The 26,538-nt window shown below is 69.5% G+C and carries 31 protein-coding genes and 3 pseudogenes; 10 read left to right on the top strand and 24 right to left on the bottom strand.

Annotated elements, in window-relative coordinates:
* The first annotated feature begins 26 nt into the window (after positions 1-26).
* From EOT10_RS05125 to exaC, 4 genes are all read left to right on the top strand, one after another.
* Positions 27-1,250 (top strand): ROK family transcriptional regulator, encoded by a 1,224-nt coding sequence (locus tag EOT10_RS05125; RefSeq protein ID WP_127826846.1) that lies wholly within the window; start codon positions 27-29, stop codon positions 1,248-1,250.
* A 308-nt stretch (positions 1,251-1,558) separates the two neighbouring features.
* Positions 1,559-2,155, top strand: coding sequence for an N-acetylmuramoyl-L-alanine amidase (locus EOT10_RS05120; RefSeq protein WP_127826845.1), 597 nt, complete (start codon positions 1,559-1,561; stop codon positions 2,153-2,155).
* 164 nt (positions 2,156-2,319) lie between these two features.
* Positions 2,320-3,636 carry a GAF domain-containing protein gene (locus tag EOT10_RS05115; protein WP_127826844.1) on the top strand — a complete coding sequence of 439 codons (1,317 nt, stop codon included), beginning with the start codon at positions 2,320-2,322 and terminating at the stop codon, positions 3,634-3,636.
* Between the two features lie 53 nt (positions 3,637-3,689).
* Positions 3,690-5,213, top strand: a complete 1,524-nt coding sequence (gene exaC, locus EOT10_RS05110; protein WP_127826843.1) for an acetaldehyde dehydrogenase ExaC — start codon at positions 3,690-3,692, stop codon at positions 5,211-5,213.
* 124 nt (positions 5,214-5,337) lie between these two features.
* Here the strand turns inward: exaC and EOT10_RS05105 are convergent, their stop codons facing one another.
* The 14 genes and pseudogenes from EOT10_RS05105 to EOT10_RS05045 form a co-directional block, all read right to left on the bottom strand.
* Positions 5,338-6,075, bottom strand: a complete 738-nt coding sequence (locus EOT10_RS05105) for a flavodoxin family protein (protein WP_127826842.1) — start codon at positions 6,073-6,075, stop codon at positions 5,338-5,340.
* A gap of 280 nt (positions 6,076-6,355) precedes the next feature.
* The gene (locus EOT10_RS05100; RefSeq protein WP_127826841.1) at positions 6,356-7,321 is read right to left on the bottom strand and encodes an AraC family transcriptional regulator; all 966 of its coding nucleotides are present in this window, start codon (positions 7,319-7,321) and stop codon (positions 6,356-6,358) included.
* Between the two features lie 107 nt (positions 7,322-7,428).
* Positions 7,429-7,719 (bottom strand): putative quinol monooxygenase, encoded by a 291-nt coding sequence (locus EOT10_RS05095; RefSeq protein ID WP_127826840.1) that lies wholly within the window; start codon positions 7,717-7,719, stop codon positions 7,429-7,431.
* A 48-nt stretch (positions 7,720-7,767) separates the two neighbouring features.
* Positions 7,768-8,142, bottom strand: a complete 375-nt coding sequence (locus EOT10_RS41800; RefSeq protein ID WP_223280868.1) for a metal-sulfur cluster assembly factor — start codon at positions 8,140-8,142, stop codon at positions 7,768-7,770.
* Positions 8,143-8,196: 54 nt separating this feature from the next.
* Positions 8,197-8,514, bottom strand: a pseudogene (locus tag EOT10_RS41795) (uL22m family ribosomal protein); the annotation flags it as partial.
* Positions 8,515-8,552: 38 nt separating this feature from the next.
* The gene (locus tag EOT10_RS05085) at positions 8,553-9,791 is read right to left on the bottom strand and encodes an NAD(P)/FAD-dependent oxidoreductase (RefSeq protein ID WP_127826838.1); all 1,239 of its coding nucleotides are present in this window, start codon (positions 9,789-9,791) and stop codon (positions 8,553-8,555) included.
* A complete protein-coding gene (locus EOT10_RS05080; protein WP_223280809.1) occupies positions 9,788-10,114 on the bottom strand; it encodes a Rieske 2Fe-2S domain-containing protein in 327 nt (108 codons plus the stop codon). The genes EOT10_RS05085 and EOT10_RS05080 overlap by 4 nt, the downstream gene beginning before the upstream one ends.
* Positions 10,111-11,169 carry a ferritin family protein gene (locus EOT10_RS05075; RefSeq protein ID WP_127826837.1) on the bottom strand — a complete coding sequence of 353 codons (1,059 nt, stop codon included), beginning with the start codon at positions 11,167-11,169 and terminating at the stop codon, positions 10,111-10,113. Before EOT10_RS05075 ends, EOT10_RS05080 begins: the two co-directional genes overlap by 4 nt.
* On the bottom strand, positions 11,166-11,483 hold the full coding sequence (locus EOT10_RS05070) for an MmoB/DmpM family protein (RefSeq protein WP_127826836.1): 318 nt from the start codon (positions 11,481-11,483) through the stop codon (positions 11,166-11,168). The genes EOT10_RS05075 and EOT10_RS05070 overlap by 4 nt, the downstream gene beginning before the upstream one ends.
* Complete coding sequence (locus EOT10_RS05065) at positions 11,480-11,782, bottom strand: toluene-4-monooxygenase system B family protein (RefSeq protein ID WP_127826835.1); 303 nt, start codon at positions 11,780-11,782, stop codon at positions 11,480-11,482. Before EOT10_RS05065 ends, EOT10_RS05070 begins: the two co-directional genes overlap by 4 nt.
* Positions 11,782-13,320 (bottom strand): ferritin family protein, encoded by a 1,539-nt coding sequence (locus tag EOT10_RS05060; RefSeq protein ID WP_127826834.1) that lies wholly within the window; start codon positions 13,318-13,320, stop codon positions 11,782-11,784. The genes EOT10_RS05065 and EOT10_RS05060 overlap by 1 nt, the downstream gene beginning before the upstream one ends.
* 17 nt (positions 13,321-13,337) lie before the next feature.
* Complete coding sequence (locus tag EOT10_RS05055; protein WP_127826833.1) at positions 13,338-13,811, bottom strand: nuclear transport factor 2 family protein; 474 nt, start codon at positions 13,809-13,811, stop codon at positions 13,338-13,340.
* Positions 13,812-13,823: 12 nt separating this feature from the next.
* Entirely contained in the window at positions 13,824-14,330 is a 507-nt protein-coding gene (locus EOT10_RS05050) for a nuclear transport factor 2 family protein (RefSeq protein WP_223280808.1), read from the bottom strand.
* Positions 14,327-15,346 carry a DJ-1/PfpI family protein gene (locus EOT10_RS05045; protein WP_127826832.1) on the bottom strand — a complete coding sequence of 340 codons (1,020 nt, stop codon included), beginning with the start codon at positions 15,344-15,346 and terminating at the stop codon, positions 14,327-14,329. The genes EOT10_RS05050 and EOT10_RS05045 overlap by 4 nt, the downstream gene beginning before the upstream one ends.
* A 246-nt stretch (positions 15,347-15,592) precedes the next feature.
* On the opposite strand from EOT10_RS05045, the gene EOT10_RS05040 reads away from it, so the two are divergent.
* Complete coding sequence (locus tag EOT10_RS05040) at positions 15,593-16,315, top strand: type 1 glutamine amidotransferase domain-containing protein (RefSeq protein ID WP_127826831.1); 723 nt, start codon at positions 15,593-15,595, stop codon at positions 16,313-16,315.
* Between the two features lie 56 nt (positions 16,316-16,371).
* On the opposite strand, the gene EOT10_RS05035 is transcribed toward EOT10_RS05040, so the two are convergent.
* The 3 genes from EOT10_RS05035 to EOT10_RS05025 form a co-directional block, all read right to left on the bottom strand.
* A complete protein-coding gene (locus EOT10_RS05035; protein WP_127826830.1) occupies positions 16,372-17,322 on the bottom strand; it encodes an AraC family transcriptional regulator in 951 nt (316 codons plus the stop codon).
* Positions 17,323-17,626: 304 nt separating this feature from the next.
* Positions 17,627-18,025, bottom strand: a complete 399-nt coding sequence (locus EOT10_RS05030) for a hypothetical protein (protein ID WP_127826829.1) — start codon at positions 18,023-18,025, stop codon at positions 17,627-17,629.
* Between the two features lie 556 nt (positions 18,026-18,581).
* Positions 18,582-19,157: a rhodanese-like domain-containing protein gene (locus tag EOT10_RS05025; RefSeq protein WP_127826828.1), complete on the bottom strand. Its 576-nt coding sequence runs from the start codon at positions 19,155-19,157 to the stop codon at positions 18,582-18,584.
* An 81-nt stretch (positions 19,158-19,238) separates the two neighbouring features.
* On the opposite strand from EOT10_RS05025, the gene EOT10_RS05020 reads away from it, so the two are divergent.
* A complete protein-coding gene (locus EOT10_RS05020; protein ID WP_127826827.1) occupies positions 19,239-19,526 on the top strand; it encodes a metal-sensitive transcriptional regulator in 288 nt (95 codons plus the stop codon).
* Positions 19,527-19,552: 26 nt separating this feature from the next.
* Here the strand turns inward: EOT10_RS05020 and EOT10_RS05015 are convergent, their stop codons facing one another.
* Genes EOT10_RS05015 through EOT10_RS05005 form a run of 3 tightly spaced genes read right to left on the bottom strand, consistent with a single transcriptional unit; the run spans position 19,553 to position 22,075 of the window.
* Positions 19,553-20,296, bottom strand: coding sequence for a sulfite exporter TauE/SafE family protein (locus tag EOT10_RS05015; protein ID WP_127826826.1), 744 nt, complete (start codon positions 20,294-20,296; stop codon positions 19,553-19,555).
* Positions 20,293-20,658 (bottom strand): rhodanese-like domain-containing protein, encoded by a 366-nt coding sequence (locus tag EOT10_RS05010; RefSeq protein WP_127826825.1) that lies wholly within the window; start codon positions 20,656-20,658, stop codon positions 20,293-20,295. The genes EOT10_RS05015 and EOT10_RS05010 overlap by 4 nt, the downstream gene beginning before the upstream one ends.
* 52 nt (positions 20,659-20,710) lie before the next feature.
* Positions 20,711-22,075 (bottom strand): MBL fold metallo-hydrolase, encoded by a 1,365-nt coding sequence (locus tag EOT10_RS05005; protein ID WP_127826824.1) that lies wholly within the window; start codon positions 22,073-22,075, stop codon positions 20,711-20,713.
* A 161-nt stretch (positions 22,076-22,236) separates the two neighbouring features.
* Here EOT10_RS05005 and EOT10_RS05000 point away from each other — a divergent pair, with 161 nt between their 5' ends.
* Both EOT10_RS05000 and EOT10_RS04995 read left to right on the top strand, forming a co-directional pair.
* The gene (locus EOT10_RS05000) at positions 22,237-22,635 is read left to right on the top strand and encodes a DUF302 domain-containing protein (RefSeq protein ID WP_127826823.1); all 399 of its coding nucleotides are present in this window, start codon (positions 22,237-22,239) and stop codon (positions 22,633-22,635) included.
* Between the two features lie 151 nt (positions 22,636-22,786).
* The gene (locus EOT10_RS04995) at positions 22,787-23,038 is read left to right on the top strand and encodes an NAD(P)/FAD-dependent oxidoreductase (protein WP_223280807.1); all 252 of its coding nucleotides are present in this window, start codon (positions 22,787-22,789) and stop codon (positions 23,036-23,038) included.
* A gap of 35 nt (positions 23,039-23,073) precedes the next feature.
* Here the strand turns inward: EOT10_RS04995 and EOT10_RS41790 are convergent.
* The 3 genes and pseudogenes from EOT10_RS41790 to EOT10_RS41785 form a co-directional block, all read right to left on the bottom strand.
* Positions 23,074-23,366 (bottom strand): annotated as a pseudogene (locus EOT10_RS41790) (DUF6879 family protein); the annotation flags it as partial.
* Positions 23,367-23,488: 122 nt separating this feature from the next.
* The gene (locus EOT10_RS04985; RefSeq protein ID WP_127826822.1) at positions 23,489-24,451 is read right to left on the bottom strand and encodes an aminoglycoside phosphotransferase family protein; all 963 of its coding nucleotides are present in this window, start codon (positions 24,449-24,451) and stop codon (positions 23,489-23,491) included.
* Positions 24,452-24,568: 117 nt separating this feature from the next.
* A pseudogene (locus EOT10_RS41785) lies at positions 24,569-24,685 on the bottom strand (transcriptional regulator); the annotation flags it as partial.
* Between the two features lie 55 nt (positions 24,686-24,740).
* Here EOT10_RS41785 and EOT10_RS04975 point away from each other — a divergent pair.
* Both EOT10_RS04975 and EOT10_RS04965 read left to right on the top strand, forming a co-directional pair.
* Complete coding sequence (locus tag EOT10_RS04975; RefSeq protein ID WP_127826821.1) at positions 24,741-25,142, top strand: recombinase family protein; 402 nt, start codon at positions 24,741-24,743, stop codon at positions 25,140-25,142.
* Between the two features lie 203 nt (positions 25,143-25,345).
* Positions 25,346-25,846 carry a hypothetical protein gene (locus EOT10_RS04965; RefSeq protein ID WP_223280879.1) on the top strand — a complete coding sequence of 167 codons (501 nt, stop codon included), beginning with the start codon at positions 25,346-25,348 and terminating at the stop codon, positions 25,844-25,846.
* Between the two features lie 231 nt (positions 25,847-26,077).
* Here the strand turns inward: EOT10_RS04965 and EOT10_RS04960 are convergent, their stop codons facing one another.
* Positions 26,078-26,530: a YbhB/YbcL family Raf kinase inhibitor-like protein gene (locus tag EOT10_RS04960; RefSeq protein ID WP_127826820.1), complete on the bottom strand. Its 453-nt coding sequence runs from the start codon at positions 26,528-26,530 to the stop codon at positions 26,078-26,080.
* Between the last annotated feature and the right edge of the window lie 8 nt (positions 26,531-26,538).

Below are 26,538 nucleotides of genomic sequence, written 5' to 3'. Positions count from 1 at the left end.
CCGACCCCATGGGAGCGTTCGGAGGCATGACCGCACCACTGCACGAGACCCGGCCCGGCACGCCCGACACCCAGCAGGGCATGCGCCGGCGCAACCTCTCCCGGGTCATGCACTCCGTAGCAACCGAGGGCCCTCTGTCGCGGGCCGCGGTCGCCCAGCGCATCGGGCTCACCAGGGCCGCGGTGTCCACCCTCGTCGACGAGCTGATCCGGGCGGGTCTGATCGAGGAGCTGGGCCCTCAGCGGCCCGGCAGGGTGGGGCGCCCCGGTTCGGCGCTCGTCGTGAGCCGGCGCGGTCCCGCGGGGGTCGGGGCCGAGGTGGGTGTCGACCATCTCGCGGCGTGCGTGGTCGATCTGAGCGGCGAGATACGCGCGCGTGCCGTGCGCCGCGTCGCCAACCGCGGCCGCGCGCCAGGCCCCGTACTCGGTGAACTCTCCATCCTGGTACGGGAGGTGACCGCCCGCGCCGAGCGCGAAGGGCTGCGCCCCGCGGGCCTCGCCGTCGCCGTGCCCGGCCTGGTGGCACGCGGCACGCGCACGGTGGTCCGCGCCCCCAACCTCGACTGGCACGACACCGACGTCTCGGCCCTCCTCGAGACCCGTCTGCCGCTGAGCGTCGACAACGAGGCGAACTTCGGCGCCCTCGCCGAACTCTGGCTGGGCGACGGCACCCCGGCGGACTTCCTGCACGTCTCGGCCGAGATCGGCATCGGCGCGGCGCTCGTCGTCGACGGCAGGCTGCTGCGCGGAACGCGCGGGTTCGCCGGCGAGCTCGGCCACGTTCCGGTACGTCCCGAGGGCCCCGCCTGCCCGTGCGGAGGGCGCGGGTGCCTGGAGCAGTACGCGGGCGAGGAGGCGGTGCTGCGCGCGGCGGGCGTGGCTCCGGGCGAGGACCGGGTGGGACTGCTCGCCGAACGCGCGGGTGCCGGTGACACCGGGGTGCGGAGGGCTCTCCGTGGCGCCGGGTCCGCCCTGGGGATCGCGCTGACCGGGGCGGTGAACCTTCTCGACCCGCGGGCCGTCGTGCTCGGCGGGGCGCTGTCGCGGCTCGCACCATGGCTTCTGCCGTCTCTGGAACGGGAGTTGACCCGTCGCACGGCGACCCCGGCCGACGGAGTGCTGGTGTCGCGCATCGGACCGGACGGTCCGCTGCTGGGCGCGGCGCACTCGGTGGTGCGGGCGGTCCTCGACGACCCGGCGATGGCTACGGCTACGGCTACGGCTACGGCTACGGCTACGGCCGGCGCGTAGGGCCTGGGCGGGGGCGCACCGGCGCAGTGGCGGGCACCGGCGCGGTGGCGCGCACCGTCGGCCCGGGCACCCCCGGAGGGGCGAAGTGCCAGAGGTTCGGACCTCTGACGTGCGGTTGTTCACAATGGGCGAGTTATCCACAGGCGCGCCGCGCCCTCTTCCGCCTCAACCGCCGAGGCCCTTAACTGACAGAGCAGAGCCGTACAGCGATGGGCGCCCCAGGATCCTGACCGCGCGTGGCGGAGCCGCCCGTACCCCGACGGTCCCCGCCCCTCAACTCCCACCCCCACAAGAGAGGTAGACCCCCCATGGACCGAAGGTCACTTCCGAGCCGGCGCCGGTTACTCCAGGCGGGCGCGCTCGCCGCCGTGCCCGGCGCGCTCCTGCCGGCCGCCCATGCCTCCGCCGGGGTGCTGGCGGTCGACTATCCCGGGGCGGAGTCCGTCCCGGCCAGCACCTCCAACTACACGGTGTCCAACCGCCCCACGAGCTATCCCCTGAACTACGTGATCATCCACGTCACCCAGGAGACGTACGCCAACACCCTGGCCATCTTCCAGAACCCGGCCAAGAAGGTCTCCGCGCACTATGTGGTTCGCTCCTCCGACGGCCACGTCGCCCAGTGCGTCCGCGAGCGCAACATCGCCTGGCACGCGGGGAACTGGGACTACAACACCCGCAGCATCGGCATCGAGCACGAGGGCTGGGTCGACCAGCCGCAGTACTTCACCGACGCCCTCTACCAGTCCTCCGCCAACCTGACGGCCGCGATCTGCACCAAGTACGGCATCCCCAAGGACCGCCAGCACATCATCGGGCACTACCAGGTCCCCGGCACCGACCACACCGACCCGGGCCCGTACTGGGACTGGACGCGCTACATCAGAATGGTCAACTTCGCCTGAGGAGCTGAGGAGCGGCCGGAAGCACGACGATCCGGCCTGCCCGGCGCGCACGCACTGTGACCCATCCGTGCGGATCGGTGCCGGGACGCTTGTCCCTCCGCGTCCCCGGCGCGACGATGTCCCCACAGCGATGTAACGCCGCATCGCCCGCCGGGGAGGCCGACTTGACCGATCCATGGGTGGCCCTGGAGCCGGGCACCGATCCGTCCGAGCGGGTACGGGTCCTGCGCCGCGCCCACGAGACGTTCACCGCCGCGGGGACCGTGGCGCGGCCGGTGCGTTCCGTGGTGGCCGACTCCTGGCGGCGCTCCGCGGGAGCACATGTCAGCCCGGACGCGTCGGCGTCGGTCGAGCTGAGCGACGGCGACCTCGGGGCGTATCGCGCGGAGCATCCGCTGGCCCGGGTCATGCCGCTGTTCCGGGAACTCATGGGCACGTTCGCGCGGGACGGGCAGCATCTTCTCGCGGTGTGCGACGCGCACGGCAGGCTGCTGTGGGTGGAGGGCGACCCGACGACACGGCAGCGGGCGGACCGGATGAACTTCGTGCCGGGCGCCCGTTGGTCGGAGACGACGATGGGGACGAACGCGCCCGGCACGGCGGTGGCGCTCGACCGGCCCGTCCAGGTGTTCGCCGCCGAGCACTTCATCCGCCGGGTCCAGCCCTGGACGTGCGCGGCGGCCCCCGTGCACGACCCGCGTTCGGGCCGGCTCCTGGGCGCTGTCGACATCACGGGCGGGGACGGGCTCGCGCATCCGCACAGCCTGGCGTTCGTGCAGGCGGTGGCCCGAGCGGCGGAGTCGCAGCTCGCACTCCTCGCGCCGGCCCCTTCCGACACGGCGAGCCTCCGGCTCACCGCGCTCGGCCGCGACGAGGCACTTCTCGTCACGGACACCGGCCGCAAGATCCGCCTCAGCCGCCGGCACAGCGAGATCCTCGTCCTGCTGGCCCGCCACCCCGAGGGCCTGACCGGCGACGAACTGCTGTGCGCGCTGTACGAGGACGAGTCGGTGACGCCCGTGACGCTGCGGGCCGAACTCGCCCGCCTGCGCCGGGTGCTCGGCCCGGACGTCCTGCGCTCGCGCCCGTACCGCCTTGCGGCGCCCGTCGATTCGGACTTCGGCACGGTCGAGCGGCGCCTCGGGACGGGCGCGGTGACGGCGGCGGCCGCCGCGTTCGGCGGGCCGCTGCTGCCGGGCTCGCAGGCCCCGGCCGTCGTCCGGATCCGGCGCCGGCTCACCGACGGGATGCGGGCCGCGCTGATCGCGCGGGGCGACCCCGATCTGCTCGCGGACTGGGCGCACGCTCCGTGGGGCGAGGAGGACCTCGACGTGTGGCGGACGCTGGCCACGGTGCGTCCGACGCCGCCCGTACTGGCCCGCCTGCGCGAACTCGACGCGGAGCAGGCCGTGCCGGTCGGCCCGGTCGGTCCGGTCGCCTCGGGGCCGTACGCAACGTATCTGCAACGTCCGCGCTCCTAGCCTCCCTGCGAAAGCCGCCCGACGGTGGGCGGCCCGCACGGGAGGCCAGCCAAATGACCCTTTACGCAGCGCCCGGCACCAACGGCTCAGTCGTCTCCTACAAGCCGCGCTACGACCACTTCATCGGCGGGGAGTACGTGCCGCCGGCGCTGGGCCAGTACTTCGAGAACCCGAGCCCGGTCAACGGGCAGCCGTTCACGGACATCGCCCGGGGCACCGAGGCGGACGTGGAGCGCGCCCTCGACGCGGCGCACGCCGCCGCACCGGCCTGGGGCCGCACGTCACCCACCGCGCGCGCCGACATCCTCCTGAAGATCGCCGAACGGATGGAGGTCAACCTCGAGAAGCTGGCCGTCGCCGAGAGCTGGGAGAACGGCAAACCGGTCCGCGAGACACTGGCCGCCGACATCCCGCTCGCCATCGACCACTTCCGCTACTTCGCGGGCGCCCTGCGCGCACAGGAGGGCTCGCTCAGCGAGATCGACGACGACACGATCGCGTACCACTTCCACGAGCCGCTCGGCGTAGTGGCGCAGATCATCCCCTGGAACTTCCCTATCCTCATGGCAACTTGGAAGCTGGCGCCGGCGCTCGCGGCGGGCAACGCCGTCGTCCTCAAGCCGGCCGAGCAGACCCCCGCCTCGATCCACTACTGGCTGAGCCTGGTGGCCGACCTGATCCCCCCGGGCGTGGTCAACATCGTCAACGGCTTCGGCGTGGAGGCGGGCAAGCCGCTCGCGTCCAGCGCACGGGTGGCGAAGGTCGCGTTCACCGGCGAGACGACGACGGGCCGGCTGATCATGCAGTACGCGTCCGAGAACATCAAGCCGGTCACGCTCGAACTCGGCGGCAAGTCACCGAACATCTTCTTCGACGATGTGTGGGCGAAGGACGACGACTTCCGCGACAAGGCGCTCGAAGGCTTCACGATGTTCGCGCTGAACCAGGGCGAGGTCTGTACGTGCCCCTCGCGCGCGCTGATCCAGCAGGGCCACTACAACGAGTTCCTCGACGCGGCGGTCGCCCGCACCGAGGCCATCAGGCCGGGCAACCCGCTCGACACGGACACGATGATCGGCGCCCAGGCGTCCAACGACCAGCTCCAGAAGATCCTCTCCTACCTGGACATCGGCCAGCAGGAGGGCGCGAAGGTCCTCACGGGCGGCCAACGCATCGAGTACGACGGCGAGTTGGCGGGCGGCTACTACGTCCAGCCCACCATCTTCGAGGGCAACAACCGTATGCGGATCTTCCAGGAGGAGATCTTCGGCCCGGTCGTCTCGGTCGCCTCCTTCAGCGACTACGACGACGCCATCAAAATCGCCAACGACACGCTGTACGGCCTCGGCGCGGGCGTGTGGACACGCGACATCAACACGGCCTACCGCGCGGGCCGTTCGATCCAGGCGGGCCGGGTCTGGACCAACTGCTACCACGCCTACCCGGCCCACGCGGCCTTCGGCGGCTACAAGCAGTCGGGCATCGGCCGCGAGAACCACAAGATGATGCTGGAGCACTACCAGCAGACGAAGAACCTTCTGGTGTCGTACTCGGCGCAGAAGCTCGGGTTCTTCTAAGCCTCAAGTCGGGTGCCTGGAGGACCCTTCCCCCTTCCAGGCACCCACTGCCCCGTGCTGCGTGCGCCCTCAACGGCCTGTTCCGCCGAGAGAACGCGGACTCAGTTGTTGGTGACCGTTCTGCTCAGCGGTGTTCAGGGTTCTCGTAGTCGCGGCGGCAGCCTGCGTCCCAGGCCGTGCGCTGGTTGCCGTAGGCGGGGATGCCGCCGAGGTCCTTCAGCGCGCGGGCCAGGTGGAGCAGGTTCCATGTCATGAAGGCGGTATTGCGGTTGGTGAAGTCGTTCTCCGGGCCGCCGGAGCCGGGATCGAGGTAGGAGGGGCCGGGACCTGCCTCGCCGATCCAGCCGGCGTCCGCCTGGGGCGGGATGGTGTACCCGAGGTGCTGGAGGCTGTAGAGGACGTTCATGGCGCAGTGCTTGACGCCGTCCTCGTTGCCGGTGATCAGGCAGCCGCCGACGCGGCCGTAATAGGCGTACTGGCCGGCCTCGTTGAGCAGGCTGGAACAGGCGTACAGGCGCTCGATCACCTGCTTCGTCACCGAGCTGTTGTCGCCGAGCCAGATGGGGCCGGCCAGCACGAGGATGTCGGCCGCCATGACCTGCCGGTACAGGCCGGGCCAGGCGTCCGTCTCCCAGCCGTGCTCCCGCATGTCGGGCCAGACCCCGGTGGCGATGTCGTGGTCCACGGCCCGGACGACATCGACGTGCACGCCTTGCGCGTCCAGGATGGCGGTGCTGCGGTCGATCAGCCCCTGGGTGTTGCTCGTCTCCGGCGAACGCTTGAGGGTGCAGTTGATCACCAGGGCGCGCAGGTCGTCGTACCGGGCCGGTGGCACGTCGGCGGCGGGTGGCGAAGCGGTCACACGAGCCTCCTGGAATCCCTGCCGCCGACGGTACGCGGCGAGTCGTCCTCATCCGGGCTCCAGCCTGTGGGCCGCCCGCGCCGGGCGCCACCGCAGCACCTCCGAACGGCGGCCGACGTCGCTGGGCTGCGGCAGGAACCGTGGTGGCGCAGAACCGGCCGCATCCACGCGATGGAGATGTCAGCGCAGGCGCGCACCCCGCTCCGCCGGCGCATTCAGCGGTGCCGCGACGCACGGAGTCGACGAGTGGGTGTCCAGGAACCCGTGACGCCGGGCCGCCTTACTGCGGCGCGGTTTCCGGTCGGTGCCCGAGCTCGCTCCGCAGGACACTCAAGTCGCAGTAGGCGCGAGGGGAAAGCCCGAAGCGGCGACGGAACTCGTTGTTGAAGTGCGAAGCGTGCGGGTAGCCCACGGCCCGGGATACGGAGGCGACCGTGCCGCTGCCGCGCACGAGAAGATCCCGGGCCCGGGTCAGGCGCATCTCCTTCAGGAACTGGTAAGGGGACTTGCCCGTGCTCTGCCGGAAAAGGGCGGTGAACCCCGAAGGGCTCATCGCGACCTGCTCGGCCAGATCCGCCACCGTGACCGGCTCGGCCAGGTTCTCGTGGAGATAGGCGATCACCCGGGCGACCGGATCGTGGTTCTGCTGGCTGGCGGCAATCTCCAGGAGCCGCTCATACTGCTCGGCCTGCAGCACGCGGTAGACCATCTCCTGCAGGTAGGCCGGCGCAAGAATGCGGCGATCGGGGCCGGTCGTCAGGGCCCTCAGGAAGCGGATCACCGAGCTCATCAGTCCGGCGTCCAAAGCCGACACGAACGCCGTCGACGGCTTCGGTGTCGCCTCGGCGAGCATCTCGCTGCGCCGCTGCTCGAGCATCTCCACCGACACCTTGCGCACGATCACCGGATCGATTTGCAGCACGAAGGAGAGAAACGACTTTGCCGGACTGGCCTCCAGAATCTCCGCCTGGAAGTGGAGATGATTGTTGAGGACGAGATACTTGAAGGGATCGTAGAAGTACGGCTCGCCGTCCACCGTCACGCACTTGCGGCCCTGGGCGACCACGCACAATGACAGCGACTGCACTTCCTCCCACGTGGGGGCGGCCGGCTCGTGGAACCGGTAGATCGTGAGCCCAGGCCAGAGACCGACGTTGCCACCGATGTCCGGGGCGCGTTCCGCCAGCTCCGCGACGAGGTCACCGGGTGTCAACCGGTCCTCCAAGGGTGGAACCGACCGCACCATGTCAGCCTCCCACCTCACTGAGCCGCCGACACGAGGCGGCGTCACTGCCGTCGAGGGTTGAGAGCGTACTCGCGAAATGCTCTCGACGGCAGGTCGTCCGACTCCGGTCAGTCGATCGTCTCGAACTCCCGGACCGTCCGGTCGGCGAGGCGCGGAATCGCGTCGCCGAGCACGTGGGTCTTGAAGGCCTCGGTCTCGCGGTGATCGGCGTAGCCGGAAGCGTCGGTGTACTTCTCGTAGAGGACAAAGGTGTTCGGATCGTCCTTGCTGACGTGGGCCTGGAAAGCCAGCACCTTCTTTTCGCCCCGGTTGCCCGGGGTCACTGTTTCGAGGATCTTCCGGATCGCGTCGGCTTCACCGGGCTTGGCGATCCACGTTGCGAGCACTACATAGGCCATCTTGTGCCTTCCTTCGTCTGTTTGACTTTTGGTCATCTTGACTTTCGATCAGAATCGAGTGAAACCGATCGCTCGGAGCTGCTCGCGGCCTTCCTCGCTGATGTCGGCGGGGCGCCACGTCGGCAGCCACACCCACTCGACCCGGAAGCCGGTGACCGGCGAGGTCTCCACCGACAACAGGGTGCGGATCTGGTCCTCCATGACTCCGGTGAGCGGACACGCCGGTGAGGTCAGCGTCATCGTCAGTACGGCGAACCCGTGCTCGTCGACCTCGACGCGGCGGACGAAACCGAGATCGACCACGTTCACGCCGAGGTCGGGGTCGAGCACGTCCTTCAGCGCCTCACGGACCTCGGCCGCCCGCGCTCCCGGCTCCCCCGAGGCGGGAACGGCGAGGAGCGGCTCCGGCTCGGCGGGCCGCACGACGGTCTCGCACGTCTGCGTTTCCCACACACCGAGCGGCTGCAGCTCGACCCGGACGTCGGCGGTCGGGCTCGAAATCCAGTCGGCCTTGCCGTGGGCCTTCCGGCGGACCCTGACGATCGGCTCGGCCGGCTCGGCGCTGCCACCCGCCACCACCAGCTGATCGGCACCGAGCCCGGCGTCCGCCGCTTCGACGAGGGCACGGTCGAGCACGCGAGCCACCGGCTCGCACGTGCGGCCGGGACCGAGGCGCAGCTTCGCCAGCGCTTCGCCGGCCCGGAGACCACGGACCTTCGCCAGCGCCGAACGCGCCTCCTCCGCCGGTACTCGGGCCTGGTTCTGAACTGTCTCAAGGACGGCCAGCGTCGTCATGTCCTTCTCCCTGTCTCCCGGGGGCTCACCGAACGGAATCAGCGCGCGCGGACGGGCTTCGCGCGCGGGAACAATCGCTTGAGCGGCACGGACTCGTCCGTGAGCTGCTCGGCCGTGACCTCGTGCGGGGTGAACAGCACCCGGCGGACTTCGAGCACGTCGCGGGGCCGGTTGAGTGAGATCACGCCCTGGATGCGCCCGTCCACCAGGGAAAAGGCGGAGAAGCTTCGCTCGGCCAGGCTCCCCCGGAGCACCACGGTGTCGAGCGCACCCATGCGGCCGGTGGACTGGAGACTGTGCTCGTACTGGTCGGACCAGAACCAGTGCGCCTCCTCGAACGGCTCCGGCTCGCCCGCCACGGTGGCCGCGACATGCGCACCCTGGCGCACCGCCGTGTCGTGGTGCTCCACCCGAATGGGCTCGCCGTAGCGGGGGTGGTGCTGGATGACGGCGTCGCCCGCCGCATACACGTGCGGAGCCGACGTCCGCCCGTACGCGTCGACCACGATCCCGCCGTCGACGGCCAGACCGGCCGCTTCGGCCAGCTCCACGTTCGGCAGCGAGCCGACGCCCACCACGATCACATCGGCCTCGATGCGCTCGCCCCTGCCGGTGGTGAGCACGAACCCGCCGGACCCGCGTTCGAAGCTCGTCACGTGCTCCCCCGCCCGGATCTCGACTCGGTGCTCACGGTGGATGTCCATCAGCACTGTGCCGATCGCCTCGCCGAGCGCCCGGGCCAGCGGAACCGGTGCCGGTTCGAACACGGTGACCTGCTTGCCGAGCGAAGCCGCCGCGGCGGCCACTTCACAGCCGACGAAACCGGCGCCCAGGACGGCGATCCGGTCGGCCGCGGCAAGCTCTTCGCGCAGCCGCGTCGCGTCGGCCGCGGTGCGCAGGTAGTGCACGCCGTCCCCGTCGAACCCCGGGAGCCGGCGCGCCCGCACCCCGGTGGCGAGGACGAGGTCGTCGTAACCCAGCCGGTCCCCCGTGGACAGAGTGACGCTCCGCGCGCCGGCGTCGACGGCCGTCACCCGGGTACCCAGCCGCAGTTCGACCTGCTCGGTCTCGTACCACCCGGGTGCCTGCGGATGAAGATCCGGTAGCTGCGTGCCTCCGAGGAGGAAGTCTTTCGACAGCGGCGGCCGCTCGTACGGCGCTATCGGCTCGTCGCCGACCAGGACGACCTCACCGTCGTAGCCGCGCCTGCGGAGGGCGGTGGCGGCCGACGCGGCCGCCACCCCTCCTCCCACGAGCACGCATCTGCGGGTGCTCATCCGACGTCCACCAGGATCGTGCCGTCCTCGTCCACCTTGCACGGAAACGAGTTCAGCCGGCAGTTGTCCGGGTTGACCCCGGTGCCGCTACGGGCGTCGAACACCCACATGTGCCGGACGCAGGTGAGCGTCTGGCCGTCGAAGTCACCTTCGTCGAGCGCCCACGCCTGGTGCGGGCACCGGTTGCGATAGGCGCGCACCTCACCGTCCACATTGATCAGCAGCACTTTCTCCCCGCCGACCTCGACGCCCTCCATCTCCCCTTCCCAGAGCTCGTCGATGTGCAGCGTCGCCCGCCACTGTCCGGTCACCGTGCCGTTCACCGTCCTGCACGCTCCTTCCCGGTGCTCACGTCCGCCCCCGAGAAGATCCCGCTGAGGAACTCCTCCCGTTTCGCACGGGCGCCGGACTCGACCTCCCGCGCGCTGCGACCTCGCTCGGGCAGCGTCTCCAGCAGGGTGCCGAGGCCGGCTGCCGCGGCGTCGGCGATCGGGGCCCACCGGTCGATCCACCGGCGCAGCACCGCTTCGTTCTCCGGACGGTGCTCCAGGGTGAATCGCGCCAGCGCGCCGCTCCACCGTGCTCGCCGGTCGCTGTCCTCTTCGAGGTACGACGAGAGCAGCCAGGACTCCTGGTCGCCGTTGTCGCGCGACACCTCCTTGAACTGGCGCAGCAGCACGTCGTCGAGCGTTGGGGCGAGCACCAGGTTGAGCGCGGTGAACGCCTCGCCCCAGTCGTAGGCGATGAGGGCCTTCTCGATCGCCTTCCGCGCGGGCTGCCATGCTTCGTGGCGTTCCCACACCCCGCGGTCGGCGGAGCCGGCTCCGGCCCCAGGGTGCGCCAGCTCCAGCTCCCGGGTGCGGTAGGCGACGAGTGTCACGCGCCGCAGACAGTCGGCCGTGGCGAAACCCGCGGTGTTGGTGACGTACGACGTGGGCGCCAGGTACCCGAGGTAGGCCTCCACCTGCTGCATGCCGTGCAGCAGGTACCTCGACGGCGTGAAGACCTTGGTCAGCAGGGAGACCTGGCCGGGGCTCAGCGTCGCGTCCGCACCGGCCTCCGCGTACTGCTCCAGCACTCCGCCGGTCTTGGTCTCTGCCTCCGCCTGCAGCCCGACGTAAGTGCGGTAGGTCAACGCGTCCGGGTCGCGGAAGGCGTCCCAGTCCTCGACCTGCAGCGGCGAGTGGTCGCGGTAGGTCAGGAACCACAGGTTGGGCGGAGACGAGGGGTTCTGCTCGAAGGCGCTCGTGCGGTTCTTGCGCATCGTCCAGTTCTGGGCGTGCGTGACGACCTCGTAGTCCGAGGGCATCCGGCGGATGTCGCCGAAGGCGCTGAACGTCTTGTGCGGCCGGCTCCTGCGCGGCTGGGCGGTGGTCATGCCGGCACTCCTTCCCCGGCCGGCGCCTCACGCCGGGCCGAGATGCGTTCCCATACGATCGCGTCGCTCGTCGTGATGACGCGGCCGACGAAACTCGACATCATCGCTCCGAGCGTGTGGATCTCGAACTCGTGGCCGAGGTACTCCCGCAGGGTGTCCCGCGTCAGCACGATGCGCTCCTCGCCCTGGACTCGCACGTACGAGCCTCGGTCGATGACCTCGATCTCCATGCCCGGGTTGTCGTCCTCGATGGCAGCGATGACCTGCTCCACCTCGTCGCCCATCCGCAGGACCGGGCCCACCGGATTCTTCACTGTGCTCCCTCCGGAACGTCGTACTCGACTCGTACGTGCTCGAGCGGCTGGATCCCGGCCTCGGCCACGGTCATCTCCGGTGGCAGCCGGCGGCCGTGGTGGAACACGACCTTTTCGTAAGGCTGGGCCCGTACCCGCTTGCCCTCGGCGTGGTGCGCCACCGCGGCGGCGACCTCACGCATCGTGTCGGCCGTGGTGACCGGCACCAGAATCTGCACGAAGTCCGTGGCGAAGACGGCGTTCAGCGGCACCGGTTGCGGCGCCTGGTCCTCGACCCCCAGCTCGACCGTGCCGGTCATCACGCACCCTCCTGTCCGGCCGGCGCGGCCACCGCCGCGATGCCCGTCGCGGGACGGCCGGCGTAGTCCTTGGTCCACGCCTCGTAGTCCGGGTCGTCGCCCATCACCTCGGGCGTGAGGCCCATGTGCGTGAGAATCCCGCCGACGTCCATCGGCTGGATCTGCCCGGCGAGGAACCGGTCGATCAGCGTCTCGTGGTTGACGTTGTCCCGGTCCTTCCACCAGATCTGCCGGCAGGCGTTGCTGCAGAACTGGAAGGTCTTGCCGTCATAGGTCAGGGACCACTCCGGCACGCGCCAGCGGCCGTTGCGGGCCTGCACCGCGTTGCAGCAGGGCAGGTTGCACATGCTGCACAGCCACGGCAGCGTCTCGGGGAGCGTGGCCTCGACATTGTTGTTGTTGATGTTGTCGATGATCACGTCCCACTTGTCGCCGTAGACCGTTTCCCAGTTCGGGTACTTCTCGCGCAGCCAGTCGCGCTCGTCCTTGCTGACTGCGGCCTTCGGGCGCCACCACAGCGTCGGGCGCCAGAACCACAGGCCCATGTGCAGCCCGTGGTGCCAGGTGTCCAGGCCGCGCATGAACTCGTCCCAGAACCACGGCTTCTTCAAGCCGTAGTCCTCGATCGTGTGCACGAACTGGTCGATGATCCATTCCTCCATGAACTCCCGGTAGGACTGCTTCCGGTGTTCGAGCGGGGTGTAGTAGTCCATCGCCGGGCCGGTGAGCGCGGCGAACGCGCGGGCCGAGCCCCAGAAGTTCTTGTCGATGATCCACTGGGCGCGCACCGGATCGTGCTCGACGAGGATCTCCATCGTGGGGCCGCCCTGCTGTGAGTGGCGGGCCTCGTCGGTCTGGATCGAAGAGATCATGTTGGCGAAGTTCACGTCGCCGGCCTCCAGCGCGTCGGCCGAGAGCGCGACGAACTGCAGGTTGGTGAAGCCGGTCTCGAAGGTGAACGGCAGCGCGATCGCCAAGTCGACCACGTTCGGCGCGATCATCATGCCGTCGAACAGGTTCCGCAACGAGATCGGCACCCAGTTGTCCATGTGGAACGTCTTCTGGGTCCAGTCGTACTGCGGGTCCTTCTTCACGAACTCGTGCCCGAAGAAGGTGGTGATCTGCGCGTGCCGCAGCTCGTCCAGCTGGCCGAAAGTGGCCATGTTGCGCCACGCGGCGTTGAGCCCGAAGCGGGCCATCTTCAGCTCGCCCAGCACCGCCGCGTACTCGACGAGCGCCACGCCGCCGAAGTGCATCTTGGTGGACGACTTCCAGCCCTCGTCGAGGTGGTCGAACGTCGTCGAGCGCTGCAGCGCCGCCTTCACGGCGTAAGCGGAGGACTCCTTGTCCCGCTGGGTCGCCACATACTCGGGATAAGTGACCTTGTAGTCCTCTTCCCACGTGAGCCATGCACTGCGCGGGACCTTGCCGGTGCCGCTGTGCCACTCCGGGTAGACCGCCTCGTCGTCGACGTAGCTGTAGGTCCAGTTCACGTCGCGGACGTACTGCTGCCATTCTTCACGCTTCAGCAGAGCCATCGGTGCTGCTTCCCTTCTCAGTCGACTTCGAGGTGGCCGAGCTGCCGGTTGATGCCGGCGCCGTCCCAGTAGGCGCTGATGCGGTCGATCTCACCGGCGTCGTCCACGTGGAACACGAACAGGTGCGGTTCGGAGAAGCCCTTGCCGCGTGGTTCGGCGAGCCCCCACGCCAGTTGCTGCGTGCCGCCGATGTCGCAGGTCACCACCACGTCGCCGGCGTCGTTGGCGTCCACCGTGTGCACGGTGTTGGTCAGGTCGGGGAACGAGTTGACCAGCCCGGTCCAGATGGTCTTGCCGACGGTCTTGACCTTGCCGTCGCCGCGCAACACCCGCTGCTTGCCCCATACTTCGTAAGGCACGTACGAGAAATCGGCGTTGTCGGAACACAGGTCGGTCATGGTGTCGACGTCCTGCCGGCGGTAGGCGTCGAAGAACGCGCGCACCAGAGCCTCGGAGGCCGCGGCGGTGGGCCGGGATTCGGTCGTGATCATCGGTTCCACCCCTCAGACGAGCGAGATCTGGTCGAGGCGCTTCACCGCGAGGCGCCGGTACAGCTGGTTCTGGCACCAGTAGGCATCCACTCCGGCGATGCGATCGCCTTCGACGGTGAACCGCCAGGCCTGGTCCACGTCGAGGTGCTTCTCCTGGTTGATCGCACCCAGGTAGTCGGCCGCCTGCGTGCCTTCGAACTTGAGCTCGACCGTGACGACGGGCCCCGCCTCGATCGTGCGGCGGACGGTCAGCCGTAGATCGGGGAAAGCCGTCGCGGTGTCCACCAGGAACTGGCCCAGCTCGGCCTTCCCGGCTCCGCGCAGACCGGTCGCGTACAGGTTCACGCGCACCGACTCGTCCACGACGGACAGTGCGGTCGCGACATCGCCCTGCCCGAACGCGGTGAGGAACGCGGTCACCGTCCGAGCTGGAGTCATGGTCGTGGTGGTGGCAGTCGTCATCGGTTCCTGCTCCTCTTCCTCCTCGGGGCGCGCGGCCCGGCGGGTGAACAGCTTCACCGCAGCGACACCGCCTTCAGCAGCGCGTCCGCGGTCGCCTCGGTGGACGCCGGGTTCTGGCCGGTGATCAGATTCCGGTCGACGACCACGTGCGAGACCCACGCCGAAGGGCCGTCGTCGAACACCGCGCCGGCGTTCTTCAGTGCGGTGTCGACGTACCAGGGCAGCCCCCGCTTGCCGGGCACCGTCTGGTCCTCCTCCTCGTCGGTGAAACAGGTGAGGCGGTAGCCATCGAACAGCCACTGCCCGTCTGCGCGGTCGGGTGCGGACAGCAGGACGGCCGGCCCGTGGCACAGTGAGGCGATCGGGGCCTGCTTCCCGTGCAGCACCGTCAGGAGCCGGCGCACGTCGGGGTTGTCGGCGAGGTCGACCATGGGGCCGTGCCCGCCGGGGGTGAACACCGCATCGAACCGCGCCAGTTCCTCGTCGCTCAGCGACGCGAGCGAGACCGGCTCGAGGAAGCCGGGAATGGCGTCCAACCGCGCTTTCCGTTCGGCGGCCAGCTGCCGTGCGGCTTCGTCCAGCTCGTCGACGGCAGCCTGGATCTCACCGGCGGACAGCCCGCCGTCGAGTCCTTCGGAGACCATCACCTCACCCAGCCGACGATCCTCCTGCCAGGCGATCTTGGCGGCCTTGCTCACCAAGGCGTGCCCTTCGGCCGGAGCGCCGCCGCGCGCCGTCAACCGGGCGACGATCCGCCGCGCCGCGACGAGATCCAGTTCGGTCGTCTGGTGCAGGGTCACCCGGATGTCGTCCGGATCATGGTGGAAGGTCCGGATGACCGAAGCGAAGAAGTCCTGGTCCTCCTCGGGATAGTGAAAGAAGTGCTCCAGCCCGTACGGGTCGGCGAACGGCGGACGGCCGTCGGGAGTCAGCACGACCACCTCGGCACCGGCGGCGGTGAACCGTTCGTAAGGCTTCACGGCTTCTTCGGCGAAGTAGCCCGTGGGATGACGGCTGCCGTCGGCGAGCTCGATCTCCCTCGCGCTCGAGACCAGATAAGCGATGCGCGCCATATCACCTCCATGTGAATGTGCGGTTTTCGATGGCGTGCCGAAACGTTAAGCGGCATGTGACTCCGATCGCATCGCAGATTCCGACGCAAGTTATGCGGATTCCGCCAACGACCCCGGCGCCCGGGTGCGGGTTCCTGCTGACCTCTGCAAGATTCGTGCAGCGAACGGCACCGTCGCCCAACAAGTCGCTATCGTCGGGTCGTTCCGGCTGCCGCCGAGACATCATTCCGGCAGAAAGAGGAATCCATGACACGCGTACTGTTCGCAGTTTCCGGGTCGGACCACTGGACACTCGCCGACGGGACCCGGCACCCGTGCGGGTTCTGGCCCGAGGAACTGGCCGTGCCGCACCGCGTCTTCCGGGACCACGGTTTCGACATCGTGATCGCGACGCCGGGCGGCGTCCGGCCGACGGCCGACGAGGCGGGCTTCAGCCCCGAGATGAACGGCGGTTCACCCGAACCCGGTGAACGGTTCCGCGCCTACCTCGCCGACATCGACGCCGAGCTCGCCGCACCGGCCGATCTGGACAGCGTCGATGCCACCGGCTTCGATCTCGTCTTCGTACCGGGCGGGCACGGACCCATGGAGGATCTTGCGGTGTCGGCGGAGTTCGGCAAGCTCGTGGCGGCCTTCGACGCCGCGGGCAAGCCGGTGGCGGCGGTGTGCCACGGCCCGGCCGCGCTGCTGCCGGCGACCGGCCTGGACGGGAACTGGCTCTTCGCCGGGCGGCGGGTCACCGGCTTCTCCGACGTCGAAGAGGGCCAGGTCGGTTTCGCCGACCGGGCACCGTGGCTGCTGGAGGACCGCCTGGCCGGCGCCGGTGGCCGGTTCGAGAAGAGCGGCGGCCCGTGGGAACCGCACGTCGTGGTGGACGGCACCCTCCACACCGGACAGAACCCGGCATCGTCGGCACCGTTGGCCGAAGAGCTGGTGACCACGCTGCAATTGGTCGGGCAGGCCCGATGAGCGACGGCCGGTGAGGGCCCCCGCCCTCACCGGCCCCGCCCTGTTCCCACATGCAGTCAGCTGCTCAGTTCCTCCCGCAATGAACGAAGATCGGAATACGCTCTCGGGGTCGCACCGAACCGAGAGCGGAACTCGTTGATGAAATGTGACGTACTGCCGTAACCGACCGCCCGGGAAACCTGGGTGACGGTCAGCTCGCCCTCAACGAGCAGCTCTCTGGCACGATTCAGGCGAATTTCCTTGACGAACTGGTAGGGCGATTTTCCGGTGACCTCGCGAAAGAGATGCGAGAACGCCGAGGAACTCATCGAGACCCGCTCCGCGAGATCGCTCACGGTGAGCAGTTCGGACATGTTTTCCCGTACGTGCGAAATCACCTCGCTCACCGGGTTGCGCGCCACTTCGGTGGCGGCGAGATCCATCAGGCGGGAGAACTGCTCGGCCTGCAGGACCCGGTACACCATTTCGGCGAGATAGATCGGGGCGAGCACCCGCCGGTCGGCCCCCGTGGCGGCCACGGACCGCAGGAAGCGGACCGTGGCGGCCATCAGCGTGGTGTCGAGCGGGGTGACGAACGCCCGATCCGTGCTCGCGCGCGCAGGCGGCGGGCCGAAGGCCGTCGCCCGCCGGTCGACGACGTCGGCCGAGACGCGCCGGACGAGATCCGGGTCGATCTGGAGCACCAGCGACAGGAACGGCCTGGCCGGCGAGGCTTCCAAGATCTCCGCGGTGAAGTGCTGGCGCCCGCTGAGCACAAGGTAGTCGAAGGGGTCGTAGCAGTGCCTCTGCCCGTCGGTGACCACACACTTGCGGCCCTGCGCGATGATGCACAACGACAGCGACTGCACCTCTTCCCACTGCGGTGCAACCGGCTGGGTGTACCGGTAGAAGGTCAGGCCCGGCCAGTCCCCCGGATTGCCGCCCAGCACCGGTGTCCGCTCGGAAATCTCCGCAAGCAGGTCACCGGCGGTGTGACGCTCCTCCAGCCCCCGGAGCACCTCGCTCACCGGCCTCACCTCCTCCGGCTCCAAGCGTAGGGCGGAGCCGTCGCGACACAGCTGCGGATTCCTGCAAACCTGCTGCGGATTCGCGCAAACCTGCTGCGGATTCGTGCAGAACGCGCGGCCCGCCCGGTCATCACCCGCCGGTGAGATCAAGGCAGCGGGTCTCGCGGCAGACCATTGCCCACCCGAGCCCGATCAGTCCCGCGAGCACCCAGATCGTGGCGCTGGGCCAGGCTCCGCATACAGCGCCGCCGTCGGGCCGTGCATCCCGGCGTGGGCCACCGCCAGCGCCGCGCCCGAGGCCGAGTCACGTCCTGCCTGTGCCGCGATCAATCTGGGGCAACGGCACCTGGCGTTGGCCAGTCAGGCCGTGGAGGGACCGCCGCGCGAGGTCGCGAACCTCCGCCCAGGCTGGGTCGGTAGCCAGTGCCTCGTCCGTCCAGCGCCCGGCGTTCTCAGCTCTGCTCAACTCATCGAACGCAGCCGTGATTCTTCGGAGCAGGCTCGCGATCTCCTCGGTCACGCGGCCGACTTCGACCAAGTGAACGAGTGGCCCCACGGCACACTCGAAATCCAGCACCACGTCATCGATGTCGAACCTGTGCGCGTCCAGCCAGGAGGTGATCAGCTCGTCCGGGCGTGCAGCCACCACTGCCAACGACCCGATCAAGAAGCGATACCAGGACTCCACCTCGGGACTCTCCACAGCCGGCATCATCGCAGCACCTGCAAGACACCGTGCAGTTGATGCGTCGGCGGTATCTGCTGAGGGCAGCGGCTACACCCACGAAGGCGAGTACGTGCTCGGCCTTCGGGTTCGTACCGGTGATGACATGGCCAGGCATCCGGCGCGTCAGGAACCATAGTCGTAGCCCTTGTGCGCATGGAGCTTGGCCGCCACGTCGGGCACCCCGAGGCCGAAGCAGCCTGACGAAGACGGCACCCCGATCTAGTCCCGACGCCGGCCGCACAGCTGCCGGGGCGATGGACTCGTTGCTGAGTCTCGTCGCGTATGCAGCTGACGGCGTCGATGCCTTGTCGGCAGAATCTTCCTTGTAGGAATTGCCCGAGAAGGGGGCTCGTGTCGCGCCGGTCGTCGGGCGGATGCAGTTGAAGGCATGGGCAGCCGCGGCAGTGGCCTCCTGCGCCTGGCGATTCTGGTGCCACTGGTCCCACTGGCGGGACTTCCGGTTTGCCACGGCCGCCGGGGAAGCCCGCACCGAAGCAGAACCGGAGGCCCGGTTTGCTGCCGTCTTTACTGCTCAGCGGTTGCGGAGCTCGGCCAGGGTGTGGTCGAGGTCGGCGGCGCGCGGGCGGTTGTGGGGGAGTTTGGCGAGCATGGCGGCCATGCCGCAGGTGTTGGTGAGGGCGGAGAAGACCAGTCCGGCGGCGATGCCCGCCGAGAGGATCTGGAAGGCCGGGTGAACGAGGAGTCCGAGGAGCAGGCCGATCAGGACGATCGTGCCGGCGGTGAAACGGACCTGACGTTCCATGCCCCAGGTGGCACGGGTGGCGCTCTGAGGGCGGTGCAGGTCGTGGCCGTCAGCGGCCCAGGCGCCGGTGCCGCCGGAGAGGCTTGCGGTGGCGATGTGGTTGTCGGCGAGGATGCGGCAGGCGTTCTCGGAGCGGGCTCCGGACGCGCAGACGACCAGGACGTCACCGCGCTCGGCGGCGTGGCGGATGTCGGGGAGCGCCCGCTGGATCTGATCCAGGGGGATGTTGAGGGCGCCGGGCAGGTGGCCGCCGGCGTATTCGCCCGGGGTCCGGACGTCGATCACGGTCAGCTCGTGCAGGCGGGTGCGGGCCTCACCGGTGCCGAGGGTGGTGGGCGTGGTCATGGCAGAGACATCCTTTGCTGTCGGCGGGGCCCCAAAAGTAGGGAGTATATTACCCCTGGGGGTATGTGATGAGGAGTGAAGATGGAGCTTGATCTGGCGGGTGCGGAGCTGAAGGCGGTCCTGAACCGGCTGCGCCGTGCGCAGGGGCAGATCTCCGGAGTCATCCGGATGATCGAGGAAGGCCGGGACTGCGAGGAGGTCGTCACGCAGCTGGCGGCCGCGTCCCGGGCGCTGGACCGGGCCGGGTTCGCGATCATCGCCACCGGGCTCCAGCAGTGCCTGACCGAGATGGAGGACGGCAGCCGTACCAGTGAGGACCGCGACGAGATGCGCGGCCGGCTGGAGAAGCTTTTCCTGTCCTTGGCCTGATCCGTCGGACGGCGGAGGCGGCCGGCTCAGATGATCACGTCGATGAGCATCACGGCCGCCACGGCCAGCAGAACGAACGCGAAGATGCGTTGCAGGCTATGCCCGGTGATCTTCGACGCGAGACGTTTGCCGTCCCAGGCTCCGAGGATCGCCGCCCCGGTGAAGGGGGCGATCACCTCCCAGCGCAGGTCCCCGCCCGTCCCCGTCCGCGCGGTGAGGGCGGCCAGGGAGTTGACGGTGATGACCAGCAGGCTGGTTCCCACCGCCTGCTTCATCCGCAGGCCGAGGACCCCGACCAGGGCCGGGACGGCGAGGAACCCGCCGCCTACGCCGAGGAATCCCGTCACGGCACCGAGTCCGACGCCTGCGCCGACCGCCTTGACGGGACGCACCCGCTCGGGCGGCTCGGATGTGGCCGGGCGGAGCATCCGCAGGGCGGCCAGGGCGGCGACGACCGAGAAGGCTCCGGTGAGCACGGCGGCCGGAAGGTGCCCTGCCGCGGCTCCGGCGAGGAAGGCGGGCACGATGCCAGCAGCCGCGAACAGCGCCCCCGTCTTCCAGGCGACGTTGCCGTCCCGGGCATGGGCGTACAGGGCGGTGGCGGAGGTCGCGGTGACGATGATCAGGCTGGCGGTGGTCGCCGATGCCGGGGAGAAGTCGAGCAGGTAGATCAGGGCCGGGACCGCGAGCACGCTGCCGCCGCCGCCCAGGGCGCCGAGGGCCAGGCCGATGACGGCCCCGGCGACCAGGGCGAGTATGAGGGTGCTCACGCTATCGAGCCGCTGTTCCCGCGCTCGTCGACGACCGGGTATCCGGCGGCGGCCCACGCGTTCATGCCGCCCTTCACGTCCACCGCGTCCGCGCCCCGTTCGGCCAGGAGCTTCGCGGCCCGCTGCGAGCGGTGCCCGCTGCGACACATCACCACCAGCGCCCGCCCCTGCGCCGACGCGGGCAGGGCCGCGCCCGCGACCAGTCCCGTCAGCGGGGCGTGGACGGCGTCCGGGGCATGCCCGGCCTTCCACTCGCGCTTCTCCCGCACATCCAGCAGGACTGCCTCGGGCCGCTCACCGCCGGTACGGGTGCGCGCTTCGTCCACGGACAGGCGCGGCGCCTTACGGGTCAAGAGGAACATCGTCGGTTTCGCCTTTCTCTCGTATCTCTCGTACGTCGCGTTCAGGGACGGCTCAGCCGGTGACGACGGTCAGTCCGGCGTCGGCGGCGGCGTCGAAGCCGTCGTCCACGGCCACTACGCGTCGTCCGGCGGCGTCCAGCAGGGAGGCGGCGATGCCCGCGCGCATGCCGCCCGCGCAGTGCACCCAGACCGTGCCGTCCGGGACCTCGCCGAGTCGGCGGTGCACCTGGTGGATCGGGATGTGGACCGAGCCGGCTATCCAGCCCTCGGCCCGCTCGGAATCACGGCGTACGTCCAGGACCACGATCCCGTCGTGATCCTGGGCCGCGAGCTGCGCGAACGTGGCCCGCTGGAACGAAGCCGGGCGCTCACCGTCGCGCAGCCACGTGGCGGGGCCGCCGGTCGCGGCGGCGGCCGGCCGGTCGATGCCGACCCGGACCAGCTCGCGCTGGGCTGCGGCCAGCTGCTCGGCAGTCTCGGCAAGCAGGGTGACGGGCTTGCCCCACGGGATCATCCAGGCCAGATAGGTCGCGAGCTTGCCGTCCAGCTCGAAGTTGAACGAGCCCGCCACATGCCCCTCGGCGAAGGCGATCCGGCTGCGCAGGTCCACGACCCACTCCCCTGCCGCGAGCCGGGCGGCTATGTCCTGCGGGTCGGCAACGGCGGGCGGGGTCATGTCGACCGGGTCGGGGCCGCCCGCGTTGGCCGGTCCCATGTGCGCGTAGTAGGCGGGCACGTCCTCGAGGCCCGCGAGCAGCTCGGCGACGAACGTGTCCACGTCCACGGTCAGCGCCGTGTTGGCGGCCTTCTCCTTGCCGATCGTCGTGGTGTCGCCGTCCGACTGCGCCGAGGAGCAGAAGCTGCCGAACCCGTGAGTGGGCAGGACCGCCGTGTCGTCGGGCAGAGCGTCGGCGAGCCGGTGCGCAGAGGCGTACTGGGCGCGGGCCAGCTGCTCGGTCAGCCGCGGCTCGACGAGATCGGGGCGGCCGACCGTACCGATGAGAAGCGAGCCGCCGGTGAACGCGGCGACGGGCCGGCCCGCCTCCTGCAGAACGTAGGCGGTGTGGTGCGGTGTGTGCCCGGGCGTGGCGACGGCGGCCAGGGTCAGGCCGGCGTCCGGATCGACGTCGACCGTGTCACCGTCGGAGACCGGGGTCCGGACGAAGGAGACGTTGGCACCGGCCGGCACCAGGTAGACGGCGCCCGTGATCCGGGCCAGCTCCAGACCGCCGGTGACGTAGTCGTTGTGTACGTGGGTTTCCACCACGTACGAGATGCGCACTCCGCGCCGGGCGGCCGCGGTCAGCACCTGGTCTACGTCCCGGGGCGGGTCGACCGCCACCGCCGCCGACTCGCCGCCGGCGAGGTAGCTGCGGTTGCCCAGACCCTCCAGATCGATCACGTCAACGAAGAACACCTCAATACTCCTTCCGCACGAAAATTACCCCCTGGGGTATGTCATCGACTCTAACACCATTACCCCCGGGGGTATATTTCCAGGATGGCAGCCGTCATGGCGCCAGGGCCCCGACCCGGTGCCCGGGCCGCTCGTGACGAGAGGTGAAGGAGGCAGTTCCCATGACCTACGACCGCACCGTGACCGTGAAAGCACCGTTCGATCAGGTGCAGCAGGATGTCCGCCGGGCCCTGGCCGATCAGGGTTTCGGCGTCCTGACCGAGATCGACGTGCAGGCGACCCTCAAGGCCAAGCTCGATCACGACATGGAGCCCTATCTGATCCTCGGCGCCTGCAACCCGCCGCTGGCTCACCAGGCCCTGGAAATCGACCGCTCGATCGGGCTGCTGCTGCCCTGCAACGTGGTCGTCCGGGCCGACGGCGACCGTGTGGTCGTGCAGGCCGTCGATCCCGGCACGATGGTCACCCTCACCGGCCTCGACGCCATGGCCCCCGTGGCCGAGGAAGCCACCCGCCGCCTCGACGCGGCCCTTACCTCCCTCGCGGGCTCCGAGGACTGAGCGCCGCAGCACCGGCGGCAGAGGACGCCGACGAGGCCCGCTGTGAACGGTGCTCCCTATTCCACCGCAGCCTTCGGGACAGTCGAAGGCACCTTTCCCGGCAGGAGCAACCGAGTTGAAGGTCATCGTGGTCGGTGGCGTCGCAGGTGGCATGTCAGCAGCCACCCGGCTGCGGCGGCTCGACGAGAACGCCGAGATCGTCGTCCCGGCACGGTGCCCGCACGTCTCCTACGCCAACTGCGGCCTGCCTTACCACATCGGCAAGGTCATCGAGCGCCGCGAGGACCTGCTCCTGCAGACCTCGTCCTCACTGGCAGCCCGCTTGGCCCCGGACGTGCGCACCCGCCACGAGGCCCAGGACGTGGGCACCCAGGCGCCGGCCGGGCCAGCTCAACGACCGTGAGCCCGGCGGTTTTTCGCAGACCGCGCAGGCGGCCGAACGTTGACGCTGGTCCCCGCGCGCTCGTACCGGATGTAGTCCGTCACCGGTTCCGACACGACGCGCGCCCGGCGGACCTCGACACCGCGCACCGTCGCCCGCGAGACAGGTCTACCCAGGGCGCCCAGTACGCGGACCCCGGGTCGGCATCGCGGCGCCCGGTCCCCTGCCACCGACGGAAGCCGTCGGCGTCATCTCCGACGCCGTAGACGTCGCGAATCTCCAGATGTACGGCGGAGCGCTCGGCGGCCTCGAACAGATCGTTGAAGCTCGGCTCGGCGTTCGGCGGCAGCGCACGCCTCCCTCAGCATGGGTACCCAGGTGTACCGGGATACGGATCACGGTCTCGTGGGCGGGAATCCCCTTCGCATGCCCGGGCGCGGTGTTCCCGATGCACTGGGCTCGGGTGCCGCATCAGGAAACGTTCGCCCTGGTGAACACGCTGTTGCGGCGCAGCTGTTCGGCGCACCACGGGAAGTGTCCGTCATTGTCACCCATGCCGAAGAGGTCGTAGGTGGTGAGGGCGTATGCGGCCTGGTAGACGGTGAGGGTGGCGGGAGCGTAGCCGAGTTCCTGCGCGAAGAGTTGCGTGAGTTCCGCGGTGTGTTCCTGGGCGTACGGGCCGTACATGTCCCAGATGGCTGCGGTGACGGCGGCCTCGAAGGCCGGGTCGCCCGCAGTTGTGTAGAAGCCGAAGTCGAGTACGGCGACGGGCCGGCCGGCTGCGTCTACGTGGATGTTGGGTGGGACGAGATCGCCGTGGATCGCGGTCACCGGGACGTCGGGGAGCTGCGCGAGCGCGTTGAGTGTGCGTTCCACCCCTGCCTCGAAGTCCGCCACGTGCATGGCCAGGCTGGTGCCGTGCCGGGCCACAGCCCGGCTGACCAGGGCCGCGAGCGCGTCCGGGAAGCGGTCATGCCCCTGCCACAGCGGACGGTTGTCGCCCTGAACGGTCAGCCGGCGCATTGCGTCTGATCCCGGAACCGAGGCGAGGCCACGCAGGACGGCGAGCAGCCCGTTCCGGTGTCGGGCGGACAACTCGCGCTCGAATACCTCGTGCGCCGAGTCTCCCCGCATCGGGACGCCTGGAAGCTCACGCTCGTACGTCACCACAACGCCCTCGTGCTCCTGGACCTCGAAAATCTCCGGAGTCGCAAAGGGCGGGTGGTGTCTTGCGATGTCCGTGTACACCTGACGGGTGAGCTCGGTCGGTGGCCGACCAGTCCACACCTTGGCGACCCGGCCATCGCCCAGCGCGTAGACGACACCCTCCACTCCCGCGCCGATCCGGCGAGCCCCCGGGTGTCCCAGTTCGGCGAGGCGTCCGAGCCATGGGTCGGCGGGAGGGTCGGATTGAGTATGGGGAGGGGTCTCCATCCGCGCATTAGACAGCACCTGCCCCGGACCTGCCAGGCATTTTGGAGCCCCCCAACGGCCGCACGTGGCCGTGTGTGTGTGGGGGGAGGTGTTCTGTGCACTCCCCTGTTCTGCGGGTCAGCCCAGGGCGTCAATGGCCTTCACGATCAGTGCTCGCGCGTCCGCGTCATAGACGGCCATGCTGCGGAGCCGCTCGAACGTCTCCAGATGCTGTGCGACCTCGCCGGGCTGCGTTTGGGGTGTCCCCTGATCTGTACGTTGAGCAGGGGCTTTCCGTACGCTGCCGGACATGAGTGAATGCGTCGGCTACTCGAGATGCAGTCTGGACAAGCAGGACCTCACCGCCCGCGGCGTCAAGCTCTCGCTCGGCGGCACACTGTACGACCCCGCCGACCCGTTGGGCAAGATGTTCTTCAACAACCTGGCCACCTTCGCCGAGTTCGAGGTCGACCTCTTGCGCATACGCACCCGCGAAGGCGTGGCGGTGGCGCGGTCCAAGGGCAAACTCAAGGGGAAGCAGCCCAAACTCACCGCACGCCAGCAGGCGCACCTGGTCCAGCAGCACCAGTCCGGCGAACACACCATCGCCGACCTCGCCGAGCTCTTCTCCGGCAGCCGCGCCACCGTCTACCGCGTCCTTGAACGCCACCAGATCCCAGCAGCAGCCCCGTCGACCTCCGACAGGCAGTGACTGTGCTGCCCTACGTCTATCAGGTCACCAAGTACGACCCCGCCGACCGCGATCAGCACGGCCACTACATTGGCGCCGAGCCCGCAAACGCCGACCACGGACCGGTCGAAGCCGCCTACCTGCAGGTCGTCGCCGCCTCTGCGGCTCGCGGATGGCCAGTTGGTCGACGCCAGCTTCCTTGGCGAAGGTTCGAGACCTGTGCGGTGTCCGAGGCACCAGGGCTGCGCCGGGTTGCGGCGAGTTGGCCGGGCCTGTCGGCAGAACTCGTCGTGGCGCTCGCCCAGGACGACGACGAGGAGGTGAGGATCCGGCTGGCCTGCCACCACCCGCTGGCTCCGCCGCACCTCCTCCTGGACGCCTTCGTCACCCGCCCGGTCCACCGTCCGCACCTGCTGACCTTGCCCGCGCTCCCCCGTACCGGCTGGGCTCACCTCATCGACCATCCGGATCCCGAGGTACGGGCCATGGCCGCAGCCGATCCCACCGTGCCCGACCCTCCGCTGGAGGACCCCCACGTGTCGATGCGCCAGGCAGCCGCCGCCAACCCGAACCTGACACCGGAGACCCTGGAGGCCCTCCTCGCCGACCCGGCCACCGCCGAGGGCGCCGCGGCCAATCCGGCCCTCCCCATTCCGCGCATGCACGCACTCCTCGACCACTGCCTGAACGGCACCCCCACCCCGCCGACGGCTGTCCAACGCTGAGAGACGACGCAGACACAGCGATCACAGGCAGCAACCTCCGCGGCCCCTCGACTGACGTCGACACACCAGACGGGCGTTTCCACATCTCAAGTTCTGGCACCGAACGTGCACGCCCAGTCGCGGGCCACCGGGCACCCGTATTTCGCGCCACCACGCGGGCGTTGACCCGCAAATCCAGTAGCGCATCGCCCGCCGTCGACATGCGCGGTGACGCCACCGGCGATGACACGCTCAGCGCTGATAGGTCCCGACGAGGGTGCCCGAGGCCAGCTCCCTGCCCTTCAAGGCACGGTGCACGTCCTCGGCGCCCGGGTGGCCGTGCAGCGACAGCGGCTCGGCCAGGGCGTACAGGCAAAAGAAGTAGCGGTGCTGCCCGTGCCCCGGCGGGGGCATCGGCCCTCCCCAGCCGACGCGCCCGAATCCGTTGGGCCACGGCAGTCCGCCCTGGGGTTTCTGGCCCTCCGCCACACCGGTGGTTCCCGGATCGATGCCGGTCACCAGCCAGTGCAGGAAGGTCGTCCCCGGCGCGTCCGGGTCCTCGCACAGGAGCACCAGCTCCGTGGCCTCCTGGGGCACCCCCGACCAGGTCAGGGGCGGTGAGATGTTCTCGCCCTCCCCGCTGTGGCGACGAGGGATCACCGTTCCGTCCTCGAACGCGGTGCTGCTGAGTTCAATTCCGCTCATGCGCGTCG

The organism is Streptomyces antnestii (genome assembly GCF_004005495.1).
GTDB lineage: Bacteria > Actinomycetota > Actinomycetes > Streptomycetales > Streptomycetaceae > Streptomyces > Streptomyces antnestii.
The sequence above is the reverse complement of the archived record's forward strand: the minus strand, read 5'-3'. Positions and strand labels throughout refer to the sequence as shown.

Coding starts and splice junctions, on each gene's coding strand:
- EOT10_RS05085 (WP_127826838.1), bottom strand. CDS start 9,791: ATGAGCACCCGCAGATGCGTGCTCGTGGGAGGAGGGGTGGCGGCCGCG.
- EOT10_RS04975 (WP_127826821.1), top strand. CDS start 24,741: ATGAGTGAATGCGTCGGCTACTCGAGATGCAGTCTGGACAAGCAGGAC.
- EOT10_RS05020 (WP_127826827.1), top strand. CDS start 19,239: ATGGAGCTTGATCTGGCGGGTGCGGAGCTGAAGGCGGTCCTGAACCGG.
- EOT10_RS05060 (WP_127826834.1), bottom strand. CDS start 13,320: ATGGCTCTGCTGAAGCGTGAAGAATGGCAGCAGTACGTCCGCGACGTG.
- EOT10_RS05010 (WP_127826825.1), bottom strand. CDS start 20,658: ATGTTCCTCTTGACCCGTAAGGCGCCGCGCCTGTCCGTGGACGAAGCG.
- EOT10_RS05095 (WP_127826840.1), bottom strand. CDS start 7,719: ATGGCCTATGTAGTGCTCGCAACGTGGATCGCCAAGCCCGGTGAAGCC.
- EOT10_RS05000 (WP_127826823.1), top strand. CDS start 22,237: ATGACCTACGACCGCACCGTGACCGTGAAAGCACCGTTCGATCAGGTG.
- EOT10_RS04995 (WP_223280807.1), top strand. CDS start 22,787: ATGTCAGCAGCCACCCGGCTGCGGCGGCTCGACGAGAACGCCGAGATC.
- EOT10_RS05040 (WP_127826831.1), top strand. CDS start 15,593: ATGACACGCGTACTGTTCGCAGTTTCCGGGTCGGACCACTGGACACTC.
- EOT10_RS04960 (WP_127826820.1), bottom strand. CDS start 26,530: ATGAGCGGAATTGAACTCAGCAGCACCGCGTTCGAGGACGGAACGGTG.
- exaC (WP_127826843.1), top strand. CDS start 3,690: ATGACCCTTTACGCAGCGCCCGGCACCAACGGCTCAGTCGTCTCCTAC.
- EOT10_RS05125 (WP_127826846.1), top strand. CDS start 27: ATGACCGCACCACTGCACGAGACCCGGCCCGGCACGCCCGACACCCAG.
- EOT10_RS05045 (WP_127826832.1), bottom strand. CDS start 15,346: ATGGCGCGCATCGCTTATCTGGTCTCGAGCGCGAGGGAGATCGAGCTC.
- EOT10_RS05065 (WP_127826835.1), bottom strand. CDS start 11,782: ATGACCGGCACGGTCGAGCTGGGGGTCGAGGACCAGGCGCCGCAACCG.
- EOT10_RS05075 (WP_127826837.1), bottom strand. CDS start 11,169: ATGACCACCGCCCAGCCGCGCAGGAGCCGGCCGCACAAGACGTTCAGC.
- EOT10_RS04985 (WP_127826822.1), bottom strand. CDS start 24,451: ATGGAGACCCCTCCCCATACTCAATCCGACCCTCCCGCCGACCCATGG.
- EOT10_RS05120 (WP_127826845.1), top strand. CDS start 1,559: ATGGACCGAAGGTCACTTCCGAGCCGGCGCCGGTTACTCCAGGCGGGC.
- EOT10_RS05055 (WP_127826833.1), bottom strand. CDS start 13,811: ATGATCACGACCGAATCCCGGCCCACCGCCGCGGCCTCCGAGGCTCTG.
- EOT10_RS05025 (WP_127826828.1), bottom strand. CDS start 19,157: ATGACCACGCCCACCACCCTCGGCACCGGTGAGGCCCGCACCCGCCTG.
- EOT10_RS05100 (WP_127826841.1), bottom strand. CDS start 7,321: ATGGTGCGGTCGGTTCCACCCTTGGAGGACCGGTTGACACCCGGTGAC.